The 17,502-nt window shown below is 63.0% G+C and carries 17 protein-coding genes; 5 read left to right on the top strand and 12 right to left on the bottom strand.

What is annotated here, in order from left to right:
• Positions 1-164 precede the first annotated feature (164 nt).
• From tyrS to KHO33_RS20030, 3 genes are all read left to right on the top strand, one after another.
• Entirely contained in the window at positions 165-1,409 is a 1,245-nt protein-coding gene (gene tyrS / locus KHO33_RS20040; RefSeq protein WP_200565192.1) for a tyrosine--tRNA ligase, read from the top strand.
• A 54-nt stretch (positions 1,410-1,463) separates the two neighbouring features.
• Complete coding sequence (gene dtd / locus KHO33_RS20035) at positions 1,464-1,922, top strand: D-aminoacyl-tRNA deacylase (protein ID WP_172160035.1); 459 nt, start codon at positions 1,464-1,466, stop codon at positions 1,920-1,922.
• Between the two features lie 111 nt (positions 1,923-2,033).
• Complete coding sequence (locus KHO33_RS20030) at positions 2,034-2,714, top strand: histidine phosphatase family protein (RefSeq protein ID WP_200565191.1); 681 nt, start codon at positions 2,034-2,036, stop codon at positions 2,712-2,714.
• A gap of 33 nt (positions 2,715-2,747) precedes the next feature.
• Here the strand turns inward: KHO33_RS20030 and ruvB are convergent, their stop codons facing one another.
• From ruvB to KHO33_RS19990, 8 genes are all read right to left on the bottom strand, one after another.
• A complete protein-coding gene (gene ruvB, locus KHO33_RS20025) occupies positions 2,748-3,812 on the bottom strand; it encodes a Holliday junction branch migration DNA helicase RuvB (protein ID WP_200565190.1) in 1,065 nt (354 codons plus the stop codon).
• 121 nt (positions 3,813-3,933) lie between these two features.
• A complete protein-coding gene (gene ruvA / locus KHO33_RS20020; RefSeq protein WP_054034490.1) occupies positions 3,934-4,515 on the bottom strand; it encodes a Holliday junction branch migration protein RuvA in 582 nt (193 codons plus the stop codon).
• 141 nt (positions 4,516-4,656) lie between these two features.
• The gene (gene ruvC, locus KHO33_RS20015) at positions 4,657-5,199 is read right to left on the bottom strand and encodes a crossover junction endodeoxyribonuclease RuvC (RefSeq protein ID WP_093635488.1); all 543 of its coding nucleotides are present in this window, start codon (positions 5,197-5,199) and stop codon (positions 4,657-4,659) included.
• Positions 5,200-5,433: 234 nt separating this feature from the next.
• Entirely contained in the window at positions 5,434-6,999 is a 1,566-nt protein-coding gene (gene purH, locus KHO33_RS20010; protein ID WP_054034489.1) for a bifunctional phosphoribosylaminoimidazolecarboxamide formyltransferase/IMP cyclohydrolase, read from the bottom strand.
• Positions 7,000-7,048: 49 nt separating this feature from the next.
• Entirely contained in the window at positions 7,049-7,282 is a 234-nt protein-coding gene (locus tag KHO33_RS20005; RefSeq protein ID WP_007180440.1) for a Fis family transcriptional regulator, read from the bottom strand.
• A complete protein-coding gene (dusB, locus tag KHO33_RS20000) occupies positions 7,279-8,346 on the bottom strand; it encodes a tRNA dihydrouridine synthase DusB (RefSeq protein WP_200565189.1) in 1,068 nt (355 codons plus the stop codon). The genes KHO33_RS20005 and dusB overlap by 4 nt, the downstream gene beginning before the upstream one ends.
• Before the next feature lie 277 nt (positions 8,347-8,623).
• The gene (locus KHO33_RS19995) at positions 8,624-9,865 is read right to left on the bottom strand and encodes a UbiH/UbiF/VisC/COQ6 family ubiquinone biosynthesis hydroxylase (protein ID WP_200565188.1); all 1,242 of its coding nucleotides are present in this window, start codon (positions 9,863-9,865) and stop codon (positions 8,624-8,626) included.
• A gap of 44 nt (positions 9,866-9,909) precedes the next feature.
• Entirely contained in the window at positions 9,910-11,316 is a 1,407-nt protein-coding gene (locus KHO33_RS19990) for an aminopeptidase P N-terminal domain-containing protein (protein ID WP_200565268.1), read from the bottom strand.
• A 233-nt stretch (positions 11,317-11,549) separates the two neighbouring features.
• On the opposite strand from KHO33_RS19990, the gene KHO33_RS19985 reads away from it, so the two are divergent.
• Positions 11,550-12,164, top strand: coding sequence for a glutathione S-transferase C-terminal domain-containing protein (locus tag KHO33_RS19985; RefSeq protein WP_200565187.1), 615 nt, complete (start codon positions 11,550-11,552; stop codon positions 12,162-12,164).
• Positions 12,165-12,460: 296 nt separating this feature from the next.
• Complete coding sequence (gene loiP / locus KHO33_RS19980; RefSeq protein WP_054034487.1) at positions 12,461-13,219, top strand: metalloprotease LoiP; 759 nt, start codon at positions 12,461-12,463, stop codon at positions 13,217-13,219.
• 126 nt (positions 13,220-13,345) lie between these two features.
• On the opposite strand, the gene lnt is transcribed toward loiP, so the two are convergent.
• The 4 genes from lnt to ybeY all read right to left on the bottom strand — a co-directional run bounded on the left by lnt (position 13,346) and on the right by ybeY (position 17,446).
• Complete coding sequence (gene lnt / locus KHO33_RS19975; protein WP_200565186.1) at positions 13,346-15,055, bottom strand: apolipoprotein N-acyltransferase; 1,710 nt, start codon at positions 15,053-15,055, stop codon at positions 13,346-13,348.
• 49 nt (positions 15,056-15,104) lie between these two features.
• Positions 15,105-16,001, bottom strand: coding sequence for an HlyC/CorC family transporter (locus KHO33_RS19970; protein ID WP_054034680.1), 897 nt, complete (start codon positions 15,999-16,001; stop codon positions 15,105-15,107).
• 230 nt (positions 16,002-16,231) lie between these two features.
• Positions 16,232-16,945, bottom strand: coding sequence for a gamma-glutamylcyclotransferase (locus KHO33_RS19965; protein ID WP_200565185.1), 714 nt, complete (start codon positions 16,943-16,945; stop codon positions 16,232-16,234).
• 39 nt (positions 16,946-16,984) lie between these two features.
• A complete protein-coding gene (gene ybeY / locus KHO33_RS19960; RefSeq protein WP_054034485.1) occupies positions 16,985-17,446 on the bottom strand; it encodes an rRNA maturation RNase YbeY in 462 nt (153 codons plus the stop codon).
• Positions 17,447-17,502 lie beyond the last annotated feature (56 nt).

The following is a 17,502-nucleotide window of genomic DNA, read 5'->3' as shown; positions in this document are numbered from 1 at the left end:
GATTATCGGTGCAAGCGCGGTCGAATATAAAGCGTGACGATGCCAATGGCGCGTCCCGAGAGACCGAAATCACGCGTCGATGGCGCGCTCGTGGCCGAGTCAGTGGGCGCGGCGGCGCGCATCTATGGGACAATCTCCTTTTTTCGCGACTTCACGTTTCCAGCATGACCACCGAGTCCACCAAGCCCAGCCCCGCCTTCCCGATCACCGACGAAGTCCGTCACGCACTCGCCGTCACCAAACGCGGCGTCGACGAACTGCTGATCGAAGAAGAATTCGCACAGAAGCTCGCGAAGAGCGCGGCCACCGGTGTGCCCCTGCGCATCAAGCTCGGCCTCGATCCGACCGCGCCTGACATCCACATCGGCCACACGGTCGTGCTGAACAAGATGCGCCAGTTGCAGGATCTCGGTCACACGGTGATCTTCCTGATCGGCGACTTCACCTCGCTGATCGGCGATCCGTCGGGCCGCAATGCCACGCGCCCGCCGCTCACGCGCGAGCAGATCGAATCGAACGCAAAGACGTATTTCGATCAGGCAGCACTCGTGCTCGACCGCGATAAGACTGAAATCCGCTACAACAGCGAATGGTCGATGCCGCTCGGCGCCGACGGCATGATCAAGCTCGCTTCGCGCTACACGGTGGCGCGTATTCTCGAGCGCGAAGATTTCACCAAGCGCTTCCAGGGCGGTGTGCCGATCTCGATCCACGAATTCCTGTACCCACTGATGCAAGGCTACGACTCGGTCGCGCTGAATGCCGACCTCGAGCTCGGCGGCACGGACCAGAAGTTCAACCTGCTGGTGGGCCGTGAACTGCAGAAGCAGTACGGTCAGGAACAGCAGTGCATCTTGACGATGCCCTTGCTCGAAGGCCTGGACGGCGTCGAGAAGATGTCGAAGTCGAAGAACAACTACATCGGTATCAGCGAAAAGCCGACGGACATGTTCGGCAAGCTGATGAGCATTTCCGACGTGCTGATGTGGCGTTACTTCGAACTGCTGTCGTTCCGTCCGATGGACGAGATCGCCGGCTTCAAGAAGGAAATCGAAGCGGGTCGCAATCCGCGCGATTTCAAGGTGATGCTCGGTCAGGAAATCGTTGCGCGCTTCCACTCGCAAGCCGATGCCGAACGTGCGCTCGAAGACTTCAACCATCGCGCGAAGGGCGGCGTGCCGGACGATATTCCGGCCGTGACGCTCGCGGGCGCACCGCTCGCAATCGGCCAGTTGCTCAAGCAGGCCAATCTCGTACCGTCGACCAGCGAGGCGCTGCGCAACATCGAGCAGGGTGGCGTGAAGATCGACGGCACGACCGTGTCGGACAAGGGCCTGAAGGTCGAAGCCGGCGAGTACGTCGTGCAGGTCGGCAAGCGCCGTTTTGCGCGCGTCACGCTGACGGCTTGATGGCTCAGCGATAACGATGCTGATTCGGGCGTTGTTGCATCCGGAGTCGAGCCGATGATCGCGCTGATCCAGCGCGTTCGGCGCGCGGAAGTGCGCGTGGGCGACCGCGTGACCGGCGCAATCGAGGCGGGCCTGCTCGCGCTCGTATGCGCCGAACGTGGCGACACGGAGGCCGCAGCCGACCGGCTGCTCGCCAAGGTGCTCGGCTACCGCGTCTTCAGCGATGCGGCCGGCAAGATGAATCTCTCCGTGCAGAACCTCGACGGCGCCGGGCGCGCAGGTGGCTTGCTGCTCGTTTCGCAGTTCACGTTGGCGGCCGACACCAACAGCGGCCTGCGCCCCAGCTTCACACCCGCCGCGCCGCCCGACGAGGGCAAGCGGCTATTCGACTACTTCGTCTCGGCAGCGCGCGCCAAGCACCCGATCGTCGAGACGGGCGAGTTCGGCGCCGATATGCAGGTATCGCTCGTCAATGACGGACCGGTCACGTTCTGGCTGCAGACGAACGCTTGAGATTCAACTGCTGCCGTATGGTGTATTCGGCGGCACGCTTCCACTCCTCCAGCCGCTTTTTGCGACAATAGCGGCTCGGCATAACCGGCTATTGGCGCCCACGCTCATCCCATGACCACGCAGATTCTGTTCATTCGCCACGGCGAGACCGACTGGAACCGCATCAAGCGCATTCAAGGTCACATCGACATTCCGCTCGCGACGACCGGCCTCGCGCAGGCGCAACGCCTTGCACGCCGCATCGCGAGTGAGGTGAAAGAGGGCGCGCGGCTCGACGCGATCTATTCGAGCGATCTGCAACGTGCTCAGCAAACTGCGCAGCCGATTGCCGACGCGCTCGGCCTTCAGCTGCAACTGCGTGAAGGTTTGCGCGAGCGTTCATATGGCGCGTTCCAAGGGCATGACAGCGACGAAATCGCCGTCCGTTTCCCTGATGAGTACGCGCACTGGCAAACCCGCGATCCTGGTTTCGCGCCGCCTGAAGGTGAATCGCAGCGCACGCTCTATCACCGCGTGCTGCATGCGATCGAGCCTCTGGTGGCCGCGCATCCGGGCGGCCGGATCGCTGTCGTCGCGCATGGCGGTGTGCTCGATTGCGTGCGTCGCTTTGCGTGCGGTTTGTCGCTCGATGCGCCGCGCGATTACGCGTTGCTGAACACGAGCGTCAACGTTGTGGATTATGCCGACGACGCCAGCAAGGCGATGATCGTGTCGTGGGCGGACGTGTCGCATCTCGACACGCCGAGCGATGACGACAGCTTCAAGAAGAGGGTGCCTGAACCGGGGCGTTAAACGGCGCGAGTTATTTCAACTCGCGCATCCAGTTCAGGTCGCGGCCGAATCCCACAGGCCGGAAATGGGGCTCGAAGCGTCCGGCGCGGCGAGGCCGAAATGCCGGTACGTGAGCAGCGTGGCGACCCGGCCGCGCGGGGTGCGCTGCAGGAAGCCCTGCTGGATCAGGTACGGTTCGAGCACGTCTTCGATCGTGTCGCGCTCTTCGCCGATTGCCGCTGCCAGATTGTCGACGCCGACCGGGCCGCCGTCGAATTTGTGCAGGATCGCCTCGAGCAGTTTGCGGTCCATCAGGTCGAAGCCGACCGCGTCCACGTCGAGCATCTTGAGTGCCGCGTCCGCCACTTCTGCGGTGATGTTGCCGTCCGCTTTCACCTCGGCGAAATCGCGCACGCGGCGCAACAGCCGATTCGCGATCCGCGGCGTGCCGCGTGCGCGCTTGGCGATTTCGAATGCGCCATCCGGGTGGATCTGTGCATGCAGCAATGACGCTGAACGCGTGACGATGCGAGCCAGTTGTTCGGCGTTATAAAACTCGAGCCGCGCAACGATACCGAAGCGATCGCGCAACGGATTAGTCAGCATACCCGCGCGGGTGGTTGCGCCGACCAGCGTGAACGGCTGCAGATCCAGCTTCACGCTGCGCGCGGCCGGGCCTTCGCCGATCATGATGTCGATCTGATAGTCCTCCAACGCCGGATACAGAATTTCTTCGACAACCGGCGATAGCCGGTGAATTTCGTCGATGAATAAAACGTCGTTGGCTTCGAGGTTGGTGAGCAATGCCGCGAGGTCGCCGGCGCGTTCAAGCACCGGGCCGGACGTTTGCCGCAGATTGACACCCATTTCCCGCGCGATGATGTGCGCGAGCGTGGTTTTTCCGAGACCCGGCGGCCCGAACAGCAGCACGTGGTCGAGCGATTCCGACCGGCGCTTGGCGGCCTCGATGAAGATTTCCAGCTGACCACGCACTTTTTCCTGCCCGACATATTCTTCGAGCTGGCGCGGGCGCAACGCGCGCTCGAACGCTTCTTCGTTCGGCGAGACGGGCGTGGCCGCGATGATGCGCTCGGCGGCGAGTTTGTCGGTTTCGATCATGCGGTCATTGTACCGCGCCCCGCCCGTTGCGAAACTCGGCCGAACGGCCAGGGTGTGCGCCGTGCCGCCGTGTGCGAAGCTTTATTTGTCGCACGCGGCGCTATCGTCACGGCATGAGCTTTTAACCCTTGGACAACGCCTTCAGCGCGAGCTTGATGCCTTCGGAAACGCCGGTGCCCGCCGGCACGTTCTTGATGGCCGCCAACGCTTCTTTTTCGGAGTAACCCAATGCGATCAGTGCGTTCAGGATATCGGAGGCGTGGTCGGATGCCGACGCCGCGCCCGCCAGCGCGCCCAGGTCGGCGCCGATCTTGCCCTTCAGTTCGAGGAGCAGCCGCTCCGCTGTTTTCTTGCCGATGCCAGGCACGCGAGTCAGGCGTGCTGCGTCCTGCATGGTGACGGTCTGCGCCAGCTCATGCACGCTCATGCCGGAGAGCACGGCGAGCGCCATACGCGCGCCGATGCCGGTGATCTTCAGCAGTTCGCGGAAGGTTGAGCGTTCTTCGGCAGTGCCGAAGCCGTACAGCAAATGCGCATCTTCGCGCACGATCATTTGCGTGAGCAGCACGACGCGCTCGCCGGTCGAGGGCAGGTTGTAGAACGTGCTCATCGGCACATCGACTTCGTAACCGACGCCGTTGCAGTCGACGAGTAGATGCGGCGGGTTTTTTTCCAGCAGAACGCCGGCAATGCGACCGATCATGGCGGATTCAATCTTGAGAGAAAGGGCGAGTGTAGCGCAGTGGGTGAGTGGAATGGCGCGGCGTACGGGGACATGGTTGACACTTTCTTGCGGCTGCCTCACCCAGGTGGCAACACGCGCAAAAGCGCTACGTCGGCGCGCCTACCCGACCAACCGTCCGCGCCGCACTCGCAGGCCTTTCTTGGCCAGCGACGGCGCGATGCCGCCCAGCGTGCTGAGCGTCGAGCCCCCATGCGCGTGGCAGATCGCCATGCCGAGGGCGTCGGCCGCATCGGTGCCGGGCACGCCGGAGAGATTGAGCAGACGGACTACCATCTGCTGCATCTGCTCCTTGGTCGCGCGGCCATAACCCACCACAGCCTGCTTCAACTGCAAGGCCGTGTATTCGGCAACCGGTACGCCACCCGCCACCAGTCCGCAGATCGCCGCGCCCCGAGCCTGGCCGAGCAACAGCGTGGATTGCGGGTTGACGTTGACGAACACTTTTTCGATCGCGGACTGGTCGGGCGAGTGCTGGCGGATCAGCGTCGAAATGCCTTCGAAGATGGTGCCGAGACGCGACGGCAGATCGGCGTCGGCGGTTTTAATCGTGCCGCTCGCGACGTAGCTGAGCTTATGACCGTGTTGATCGATCACGCCGAAGCCGGTCACGCGCAAGCCGGGGTCGATGCCGAGAATTCTCATGAGGTGCCGCGTATGCGGTAAAAAGCAGGTGCTTGGGATACTACAACGAACGCGCGGGGCGGCGGTCGGTGTGCAGCGATGCAGGCGGAATAAAACCTGCTGCATACGTTGAAAAGAGATCGCGCACACGCAAAAGAAAACGGCCCGGCGGAATCTCCGCCAGGCCGTTTCATCGAAAGCCAGTTTCAACGAGCGCCGCGTAACACCCACGCCGCCCGCGTGCCGCAAATCAGATCAATGCCGGAAGTGACGCACGCCGGTCAACACCATCGCGATGTTGTGCTCGTCTGCTGCACCGATCACTTCGTCGTCGCGCATCGAGCCGCCCGGTTGAATCACGCAGGTTGCGCCTGCCGCGACCACCACATCCAGACCGTCACGGAACGGGAAGAACGCATCCGACGCCACCGCCGAGCCCGTCAGCGTCAAACCGGCGTTCTGCGCCTTGATGCTCGCAATACGCGCCGAGTCCACGCGGCTCATCTGGCCCGCGCCGACGCCGAGCGTCATGCCGTTGCCGCAGAACACGATCGCGTTCGACTTCACGTACTTCGCGACGCGCCATGCGAACAGCAGATCGTCCATTTCCTTCGGCGTGGGGTGACGCTTCGTGACCACGCGCAATTCGTGCGGCTGCACGTTCTTCGAATCGAGCGATTGCACCAGCAGGCCGCCGCCGACGCGCTTCAGATCGAACGCGTTATGGCCTTCGCCCAAGGCGATTTCCAGTAGACGCACGTTCTGCTTGGCCGCGAACACCTGACGAGCTGCCGCGCTGAACGACGGTGCGATCAGCACTTCGACGAACTGCTTTGCCACCGCTTGCGCCGCCGTTTCGTCGACTTCACGGTTGAACGCGATGATGCCGCCGAACGCCGAGGTCGGATCGGTCTGGAATGCCTTCGCATACGCTTCGTTCGCGTCCGCACCCACTGCCACGCCGCACGGATTCGCGTGCTTGACGATCACGCAAGCCGGCACGTCGAACGTCTTCACGCATTCCCACGCTGCATCGGAATCGGCGATGTTGTTGTACGACAGTTCCTTGCCCTGCAACTGGTTGTAATTCGCCAGTGCGCCGGCCGGCACCGACAGATCGCGGTAAAACGCAGCGCTCTGATGCGGGTTCTCGCCGTAGCGCAGATCCTGCACCTTGTCGAAAGCCAGGTTGAAGGTAGCCGGGTAAGTGTTGCGCGACGAGTGTTGCAGTTCGTCGGTCAGGCTCGTCAAGTAGTTCGTGATCGCGCCGTCGTACTGCGCGGTGTGCGCGAACACCTTGGTGGCCAGACGGAAATTCGTCTTGTACGAGACCGCGTTGCTATTCGCACGCATTTCGTCGAGCACGACCGCGTAATCCGCCGGATCGACCACGACGGTCACGTCGCGATGATTCTTCGCGGCCGAGCGCAGCATGGTCGGGCCGCCGATGTCGATGTTCTCGATCGCGTCTTCCAGCGAGCACTCTTCCTTCGATACGGTCTGCACGAACGGATACAGATTCACGACCAGCAGGTCGATCGTCGGGATGTCGTGCTTTTCAAGCGCTGCCATGTGTTCCGGCAGGTCGCGGCGAGCCAGAATGCCGCCGTGCACCTTCGGATGCAGCGTTTTCACACGCCCGTCCAGCATTTCCGGGAAGCCCGTGTAGTCGGCGACTTCGGTGACGGAGAGGCCCGCGTCCGCGAGCAGTTTCGCGGTGCCGCCGGTCGACAGGATCTTGACGCCGAGGTCCGACAGCGACTTGGCGAAGTCGACGATGCCGGACTTGTCGGAAACGGAGATGAGCGCTTGCTTGATCATGATGAAGACGAAAAGCCGAAGGGAAACGTGGCAGGGCGCCGAAAAAAAACTACAACAGACCGTGCTGTTGCAGCTTCTTGCGCAGCGTATTGCGGTTGATGCCGAGATACTCGGCGGCCAGCGACTGATTGCCGCCGGCCTGCTCGAGCACCACTTCGAGCAAGGGTTTTTCCACGCATGAAATAACCATGTCGTAGACGTCATGCGGATTGGAGCCGTCGAGATCCTGGAAATACATCCCCAGGCTGTCGCGGACAGATTGTTCGATATTGTTCTTGCTCATGCTGCTAGTCGGTCGGTATGGTCCGGCTCGCCGTCATTCTTGCTGAGCGTCTCGTCGACGTAGACGAGGCGGTCGGAAATCGCCTTTTGGGCGTCGAAGAATTCGTTGACGGCGAGGAGTTGTTCGCGCGTGGTGTCCAGCGTATTCATACGGTGCCGGAACACGTTGGCGCCAGAAAGGCCGCGAGTGTACCAGCCGATATGCTTACGCGCAGTGCGCACGCCCGTAAATTCGCCGTAGAACGCGTAGTGATCTTCGAGATGCTCGTTCATCACCTGCTGGATTTCGTCGATGCGCGGCGGCGGCAGCAACTCACCCGTTTGCAGGAAATACTCGATCTCGCGGAACAGCCACGGACGCCCCTGAGCGGCGCGGCCGATCATGATGGCGTCGGCGCCGGTGGCGGCGAGCACCTCGCGGGCTTTTTGCGGCGACGTGATGTCGCCATTGGCGACCACCGGAATGCGCACCGCTGCTTTGACGGCAGCGATGGTCTCGTATTCGGCGTCGCCGTGATACAGGTCGGCGCGCGTGCGGCCGTGCACGGTCAGCATGGAAATGCCGGCGGCTTCGGCCAGACGGGCGACCGTCAAAGCGTTTTTGTTGTCGCGATCCCAGCCGGTGCGGATCTTCAGCGTGACGGGCACGGCATCCGGGCCGACGCCCACCGCGCCTACCACGGCCTCGACGATGCGCTGCACCAGCGGCTCGTTCTGCAGCAAGGCGGAACCCGCGGCCACGTTGCACACTTTCTTGGCCGGGCAGCCCATGTTGATGTCGATGATCTGTGCGCCGTTCGCCACGTTGTAGCGCGCGGCTTCGGCCATCATGGCCGGATCCGCGCCGGCGATCTGCACGGCGATCGGTTCGACTTCGCCCGTGTGGTTAGCACGGCGCATGGTTTTTTCGCTTTTCCACAACTGCGCGTTCGAGGCGACCATTTCCGACACCGCATAGCCCGCGCCCAGCCGTTTGCACAGCTGGCGGAACGGCCGGTCGGTTACGCCGGCCATGGGGGCGACGAACAGGTTGTTTCGCAGATTGTGGGGGCCGAGAGTGGGCATGACTTGGACGCGCTTGTGGCCGATTGTTAAGTTTCTGACAATCGAAGATTGCGCGAAATGCGAAGGAAAACCGGTATTTTAGCGTTAACGGATAGTCGACACCCGACTTGAGTCTGCCGTAACTCATTAAATCTTCTATGAAAGTGGTCCGGTCCATAGAACCGGCACCGTTCGCGTGGCGCCGCCAATGTGCGTGCTTATTTGCCGTTGTATGTGCCTGGTACGGTGCCTAAAAAGGCTGCAACGGCCGAGGGCGTCAGGCGCGAACGGACCGCGCTCAGCGGCGCTGGCCGAACATCATTTGCCGCGCCAGCGCGGTTTTCACCGGCGGCACGAATTCGAGCGCGGTGAGCGCGAGGCCGCGCAAGGCGGCGAGCGGCGGGAAGTCGACGGTGAAAAGGCGCGCTAGCGTGTCGGTTGCACCGATCGTCAGGCGCCGATCGAGCGCGCGGCGTTGCGCGAACGTCGCGAGAGCCAGCGGGGTCGGACCTTCTGCCGACAAGGCATCGGCGAGCGCGTGCGCGTCGCGCAAGCCCAGATTCAGACCCTGACCCGCCACCGGATGCAGCGTCTGCGCCGCATTGCCGATTGCAACGACGTGGCCGTTCACCAGCGTATCGACCGCGTTCAGTCCCAGCGGGAACGACGCGCGTCCCTTGATTTGCGTGAAGCGGCCCATGCGGTTGCCGAATGCGGTGCCGAGTTCAAGCAGGAATTCGTCGTCGGTGAGCTGTGCGCGTCGCGCGGCTTCGTCGGGTGCGCAGCACCAGACCAGCGCGTAATTCGCGCCGCGCACGCCGCCCATCGGCAGCAGTGCGATCGGCCCTTGCGACGTGAACCGCTCCCACGCCACATGCGGTTGCGGCGCCGACACGGTGACCGTGCCGACCAGCGCGGTCTGCCCGTAATCGCGCGTACCGCCGCCGGCGCTGCTGCCTGCGTCCCCGGTGGCTTTCTGTTTCTGGTCGCCGAACAGCCCGCCTTCGGCATTCACCAGAATCCGCGTGCGCAGATTGCGTGTGACACCCGCAGTTTCGATCGGCAGCGTGACGCCGTCGAGGTCCTGAGTCGGCGCCGCGGCGGAGGTGGAGCGGAACCAGTGCACCGGGCTCGCGTGAACCGCTTCGGCGAGACCATGCACGATCGAGCCATAACGCAGCACGTAGCCGAGCGCCGGCAAACCGTGCTCGCTGTGGTCGATCAGCGTGCGGCCGAAATGGCCGCGCTGCGACACGTGGATGCGCTGGATCGCGGTGGCGTCGGCAGGCCAGCGCAGCGGCTCGAGAATCATCCGGCTGCCGTGCGAGACGGCGATCGCGCGCGGATCGGCAATCGAGTCTTCCGGCTCGCGCGCGTCGATCAGCGCGATCTTCAGCGCCCGCGTCGCGCTGCGGCGCGCCAGCCAGCCGGCAAGCGCCAGACCGACCGGCCCGGCGCCGACGATCGTCACGTCGAAATCGAAGCCATGGTCGGACGCGGCGGGTTTCAGAATCACCGTCGACTGGGAAACGTCGTTCATTGCGGGTTTGCTTCCTTGGGTTGCTGCCTGGGTTACTGCCGCGGTTACTGCTTTAGCGGCTGGGCCGCGCGGGCTTCCTGCATCAGCGCCTCGATCTCGTCAGCCGCCACCGGGACGTCGCGTGTGATCAGCTCGCAACCGGCCGCCGTCACGATCGCGTCGTCCTCGATGCGGATGCCGATGTTCCAGTAGCGCTCGGGCACGCCGTCAGTCGGACGGATGTACAGACCGGGCTCGATGGTCAGCGTCATCCCCACCTGCAGCGTGCGCCACGGCAGCGCGCCCGCTTCGTCGCGCGGCGCGCCGCGTTCGCGGTAGTCGCCGACATCGTGCACGTCCATGCCGAGCCAGTGACCGGTGCGGTGCATATAGAACGGTGCATAGGCGCGTTCGGCGATCACCTGGTCGACCGAGGCAAACTTCGTGCGGTCGATGATGCCGGTATCGAGCAGGCCTTGCGACAGCACGCGCACGGCGGCCTGGTGCGGATCGTCGAAGGTCGCGCCGACGCGGGTGGCGTCGGTGGCAGCCTGCTGCGCGGCCAGCACGATGTCGTACAACTCGCGCTGCGCCGGCGTAAAACGGCCGCTTGCCGGGAAGGTGCGGGTGATGTCCGACGCGTAGCCGTCGAGTTCGCAGGCGGCGTCGATCAGGATCAGGTCGCCGTCCTGGGCGATCGCGTTGCCGGCCGGGTAGTGCAGCACGCAGGCATTGGCGCCCGCGGCGACGATCGACGTGTAAGCCGGCGCCTGCGCGCCGAATTTGCGGAAGGTGTAGAGCAGCTCGGCTTCGAGTTCGTACTCGCGCACGCCGGGGTGGCAGGCGGCCATGGCACGGCGATGCGCTTGCGCGGAAATCTGTCCGGCGCGGCGCATGATGGCGAGTTCGTGGGAATCCTTGATGAGCCGCATGTCGTCGAGCAGCGGGATCAGATCATGCGCGGCGGTGGGCGTGGCGACGCCGCTGCGGCCCAGCGAGCGCACCGCGTCGAGCCAGCCGCGCACCTGTTCGTCCAGTTCCGCCGAGGTCCCGAGCGCGTAATGCAGCGATGGCTTGTCGGCGAGAATGCGCGGTAGCTGCGCGTCGATTTCGTCGACTGGGAAGGCGGCCTCGAAGCCGAACGCCTCGCGTGCGCCCTCCGGCCCGAAACGGAAACCTTCCCACGTCTCGCGCTCAACATTCTTCTCGCGACAGAACAGGATCGAGGTCGGTTCGCCCGATGCGGCGCTTGCGTCCAGCACCAGCCACGCCTCGGGTTCCGTGAAGCCCGTCAGATAGTAGAAGTAGCTATCGTGCCGGTAGGGGTAGTCGGCGTCCCGGTTGCGCAGCTTTTCCGGCGCGGTGGGGACGATGGCGACGCCCCCACCCGTCGCGCGCAGCGCGGCGAGGACGCGCTCACGGCGCGTGCGGTAGACGTCGATGGCGATGGTGGGTTCGGTCGGCTGGTTCATCGTGAGATTGTAGCGCCCAATGCGGAGACTTATTTTGCGCGGATACTGGCGGGGAGAGGTGGTCGCCCCTGCCACGTTGGCCATTTGGCCGGGTAGACGGCATGCTGGCGTCGCGGCAATGTTGCAATCCATCCACAGCGAGCATCCATGCGGCTTGCGAAGCGACTGCGCTGTGCTCGGGAATGCCGCCGACCACTTATACTTTCGCCGAATTCAAGAAAAGGCAGATGGTAATGATGAAACTCATCGGTTCGCTCGCCAGCCCGTTCGTGCGCAAAGCGCGGATCGTTCTGGCCGACAAGAAGATCGACTACGAACTCGTGCCCGAGAACGTCTGGGCGCCGGATACCACGATTCACACCTTCAATCCGATCGGCAAGGTGCCATGCCTCGTGATGGAAGACGGCGAAGCGGTGTTCGACTCGCGGGTGATCTGCGAATACGTGGATACGTTGTCGCCGGTCGGCAAGCTGATTCCGCCGTCCGGGCGTGAGCGCGTCGAAGTGCGCTGCTGGGAAGCGCTCGCCGACGGCATGCTGGACGCCGCGGTGCTGATTCGCCTCGAAAGCACCCAGCGCGCGCCCGAGCAGCGCGTGGACGCGTGGGTCGCGCGGCAGCAGCGCAAGATCGACGAAGGCCTGATCGCCATGTCACAAGGCTTGGGCACAAAGCCGTGGTGCACGGGCAATCACTACACGCTCGCGGATATCGCTGTGGGCTGCGCGCTGGGCTACCTCGATTTCCGCATGCCTGAGTTGAACTGGCGCGAAGGGTATCCGAACCTGGATAAACATTTCCAGAAACTGTCGCTGCGTCAGTCGTTCATTGATACGGTGCCGGCGGATTGAGCGAAGTACGCGTCACCGCTCAATGGTGCGGTTGTCTGGAATCGCGCCGCCCGCAATTTTCACTAAATTGCAAAATGATGTCATTCACGCTTTCATAAGCATAAATTTAAGCTTACGTTTGTGGTAAAAATGCGCCTACCCGTCAGGCGCATTTTTTTTTGTCTGCCGCGTGGCGTAATGGTTTATGCAATCGACATACGCGGAGTTTTTCTCCCGTGATCTGCGGCCATTGCGAATGGGCGGTGCATTAAAGCGCGCCGTCGATATTAATAACGTCCGCAAAAGAGACTTCCACCATGAAATCGTACCGCTTTGTCATTGCCGCTTCTGCCTGCGCGCTGTTTGCTGCGTGCTCGAACGTCAGCAACGTTAATCCGACTGCGCTGATCCAGTCCGGCCAGCAGGCCGCTCAGGCCGCCACGCTCAGCGATGCTGACGTGCGTGCGCTGACCGACAAGTCGTGCGCGCAGCTGGATAGCGAAAATCAGATTGCCCCCGCAAACAGTAAGTATCAGAAACGCCTGAACAAGATCGCCGCGCAACTGGGCAACAACATCAACGGCGTGCCAGTGAACTACAAGGTGTACATCACCAAGGACGTCAATGCATGGGCGATGGCCAACGGCTGCGTGCGCGTCTATAGCGGCCTGATGGACATGATGAACGACAACGAAGTGCGCGGTGTGGTCGGCCACGAGATGGGTCACGTTGCACTCGGCCATACGAAGAAGGCGATGCAGGTCGCGTACGCGACTTCGGCGGCGCGTTCGGTGGCGTCGTCAGCGGGTGGTGTGGCAGGGGCGTTGTCCGGTTCGCAGCTGGGCGATTTTTCCGAGAAGCTGATTAATGCGCAGTTCTCGCAAACCCAGGAAAGCGCGGCCGACGATTATTCATTCGACCTGCAGAAAAAGAAGAATCTCGATCCGTCGGGATTGGTGACGGCGTTCAACAAGCTCGCGCAACTGGATGGCGGTAAATCGAGCATGTTGAGTTCGCATCCGGCTTCACCGGCGCGCGCACAACATATTCAGCAGCGAATTGCGTCGAATCAGTAAAGCCTGATTTTTTATGAGCGCGTGCTCACGGGGTTCCGGAGCGCGCGTTTTTCTATTGAGGCGAGATTCACCACGGCGTTTTCACATATAAACGGCATGCGCACAGTCACGCCGTTTTATCGCGAGTTATTTCTTACCGTTTTGCCGCCGCGTAATCCCCGGCCCGAATGCAAACCCGAACGCCAGCAGCAATAGCGAAACGGCCAGCACCGTGTTATTGCCGCTCGTCACATAAGGCGTGCTGCCCGAGGTGCCTTGCACCGTCACATCGAGCGAGCCGATCGTGTACGGCGTCAGGCGCCCGATCACCTTGCCGTTGGCGTCGATCGCGGCGGTCATGCCGGTGTTGGTCGCGCGCAGCATCGGTCGGCCGGTTTCCAGCGAACGCATGCGCGCAATCTGCAGATGCTGATCCAGCGCGATCGTGTCGCCGAACCAGGCGAGATTGGTCGAGTTGACCAGTACGCCCGCGGGCGTGTCGCTCTCGCGAATATTCCGCGCAATCTCCTCGCCGAAAATATCCTCGTAGCAGATATCGACCGAGACCGGCTGGTTATGCACGATAAACGGCTTCTGCACCGGCGCGCCGCGCGCGAAATCGCCGAGCGGAATGCTCATCAGATTCACGAACCAGCGAAAGCCCCACGGCACGAATTCGCCGAATGGCACGAGATGGTGCTTGTCGTAGCGATATACGTCGCGCGTGCCCGGCGTGACGCCGAACAGGCTGTTCGTGTAGTCGACCACCTGACCCTCCGGCGTGATCGTGCCGCCGATGGCGCCGAACACGATCGCGGTGCCGGTCGTGTCTGAGAAGTTGCGCACCGCCGAGGCGAACTGCGGCGGCAATTGCTGCGCGAGCACCGGAATGGCGGTTTCCGGCGTGACGATCAGGTCGGCCGGCTTGGATGTGATCATCTGCTGATACTGGTCGATCGCGGCGCGCATGCCGGCTACTTCGAACTTCATTTCCTGTTTGACGTTGCCCTGCAGGAGGCGCACCGTCAGCGGCGCGTTGGCCGGCAGGGTCCATTGCGCGAGCGGCAGCAGCAGGCCGGACGCGATCAGCACAACCGCGATTCCCCCTGGCACTGCAACATGTGCGACGCTGCGTTTAGCCTCGTTGCCGCCATCGGTGGTATCGAGCTGCCCGCGCGAAGGCAACAGCGGCATCAGCGCCTGCACGATCAATGCGGCCACCAGCGCCAGCATCCAGCCGACGCCGTACACGCCCGCCACGGGTGCAAACCCGGCGAACGGGCCGTCTACCTGGGCATAACCACTCGAGAGCCACGGAAAACCGGTGAATACGGTGCCGCGCAGCCATTCACCGATTGCCCACGCGCTAGCAAACGCCAGCGCGCCATGCCAGGTCGGCGAGAACGGTTTGTCGGTGTCAGATGCGCCGTTGCGCGCGTGCCCCGCGCAGAACGACCAGATGCCGGCAGCCAGTGCCGGATACACCGCCAGATACAACGTGAACAGCACGACTGCCGCGCCCGCAAGCGGTGCGGCCATGCCGCCGTAGTCGTGCATGCTGACGTACAGCCACCACACGCCGGTGACGTAGTTGCCGAAGCCGAATGCGCCACCCGTCAGCGCGGCGCTTTTCCAGCCGGTCGTGCGCGTGAGCCATGCGAAAAAGAACGCGAAGATGACGAGTTCGAGCCAGCCGCCATGCGGCGTTGGCGCGAACGACAGCGTATTGGCTGCACCTGCGGCCAGCGCGACGAGGTAATGCCAGCGGGGCAGTGCACGGCCGCGCGCCTCCTGGGTGGCAGGGGCGACAGGAGCACTCACGCCGCGGCGCGAACGGGATGTAATCGGGTCGGCCATTGTTGCGCGGTCGGCGTGAGGAGTTGAAGAGGCGAAGAAAAGAAGCGGATCAGGTCTGCACGTGCTGTGCTTCGCGCTCGCGCTGGCCCGCGAGCGGGTCGCGGCGCACCAGCAGCATGTGAATCTGGCGGGCGTCGCCGCGCAGAATCTCGAAGATCAGATCGTCGAGACGGACTTTTTCGCCGCGATGCGGCACCCGTCCGAAATGATGCGTGACGAGACCGCCGATCGTATCGACTTCGTCGTCCGGAAAATGTGTGCCGAAGGACTCGTTGAACTGCTCGATCTCCGTGAGCGCGCGCACGCGGAAGCGGCCGTCCGGCGAAGCGATGATGTTGCCACTTTCTTCGTCGAAATCGTATTCGTCTTCAATATCGCCGACGATCTGTTCCAGCACGTCTTCAATCGTGATCAGGCCGGCCACGCCGCCGTATTCGTCGACCACCACCGCGAGGTGATTACGATTCACGCGGAAGTCGTGCAGCAGCACATTCAGGCGCTTGGACTCCGGGATGAAGACGGCGGGGCGCAGCATGCCGCGCACGTCGAATTCGTCTTCGGCGTAATAGCGCAGCAGGTCTTTCGCGAGCAGCACACCAATGATGTTGTCGCGATTGCCCTCGAACACCGGATAGCGCGAGTGCGCCTTTTCCAGCACGTAGGGGATGAATTCGGCGGGATTGTCCGCGATGTTGATCGCGTCCATTTGAGCGCGCGGCACCATGATGTCGCGGGCGCTGAGTTCAGATACCTGGAATACGCCCTCGATCATCGACAGCGAGTCGGCGTCGATCAGGTTGCGCTCGTGCGCGTCCTGCAGGATTTCCAGAAGTTCGGCCCGCGAGTCGGGCTCGGGCGAGATGAAGTCGGTCAGACGCTCGAGGAGTGAGCGTTTTTCCTGTGGTTTGTCGCTAGTTCGGTGTCGACTGGGATACGTGTCGTTCATGGTAGTGCGCCCGGCGAGACTGGGCGCGCTGTTGCAGAGCATTAAGGATACACCAGGCACATGGCAGGACCGTGTCCTGCCCGGCTGGGCGATGAGTGAAGCAGTTATGACCCGCCCGGCCGCGCGCGGTGGGCATGGGTCAATCCTAACTGATTACGCGAGGAAAAGCGTTTTCGAGCAAAAAAGTAAGGATCGAGCGGGGCGCTGAAGTGAGAGCGGCTGCGTGTGCCTTATTGCGGCGATCCTTGGCCCGTTTGCCGCTCAGGTTCATGACCGGCCTCGCGGCTTTCCTCCCGGCAACGCTCGAGCAGCGCTTCAAGCGCGCGGTCGGGCATGCCGCTTTCGCGCAGCGCGTGGACAGTGCGGCTGACGTAGTCGAGCGTGGTGCCGTAGCGGCCGCTCGCGCAGCCAAACACGGTTTTGACGACCTCGTCGCGCAGCTTGCCGGTGTAGGTCGGCACGTCGCGCCGCATCACGAACGCGAGCGCGTCGACGCGCCGGCCGTCGGCGAGTACGCAAGGCAGCCACGTCGGGCGATACGAACCCATTGGCATTTCACGGCGCCACAGCGCTTCCAGATGCGGCATCGCACCCTCGGCGGCGAGGCGGAAGGCGATGCCTGAGCACGAGCCGCCGCGATCGAGCGCGAGCACGAGACCCGGCTGTTCGGGGGTGCCGCGATTCACGCGCGACCACAGATACAGTCCACGGTGATAACCATGCACTTTCGAGCGGGCCGCTTCGACACTAGGCAGACCGGGATTCCAGATCAGCGAACCATAACCGAACAGCCACAGATCGCTTTTGCGGTCCCAGTCGCGCAACGTGCATTCGAGCGACGCGCGCAACTCCTCCTCAGTCAGCAGCCGCGGTTCGCCGAGCGCGGGCGGGTAGTCCGGGCAGGGCGTGCGTCGCGTATCGGTTTCAGGGGAGGACGTGCTCACGGTAGTTTCTGACGGAGAAGTTAAAGAGGTTGAGAAAGACTATTGGTAAGGATCGGGGAAACCGAGCTTGCCGAGAATTTCGGTTTCGATCGCTTCCATCTCCTCGGCTTCTTCCTCGACCTCGTGGTCGTAGCCTTGCGCATGGAGGGTGCCGTGCACCAGCAGATGCGCGTAGTGCGCGATCAGCGGCTTACCCTGTTCGGCGGCTTCTTTTTCGACCACCGGACAGCACAGGATCAGATCGCCCGTCACCGGATCGTCTTCCGATTCGGCGTACGCAAACGTCAGCACGTTGGTGGAGTAATCCTTGCCGCGATAGGTGCGGTTCAGCGTGCGGCCTTCTTCGGCATCGACGAAACGCACGGTCAGTTCCCCGTCCGCGAAGAGCGCCGCCTTGATCCAGCCGGCCACGGTAGCGCGCGGCAGCAGCGCCTTATGTTCCGGCCAGGTCTTGGCGGCGGGGAATTGCAGATTCAACGTCAGTTTCGGTGCGCGGCTCATGCTTGTTCGGTTTGTTGCCTGGTTTGCTGCGGCCTGTCCAGTGGAGTTCGGCCCAA

Origin of the sequence: Paraburkholderia nemoris, assembly GCF_905221015.1 — a bacterium.
In the GTDB taxonomy this organism is placed as follows: domain Bacteria; phylum Pseudomonadota; class Gammaproteobacteria; order Burkholderiales; family Burkholderiaceae; genus Paraburkholderia; species Paraburkholderia nemoris.
This window is presented reverse-complemented; position numbering and strand designations above follow the sequence as displayed.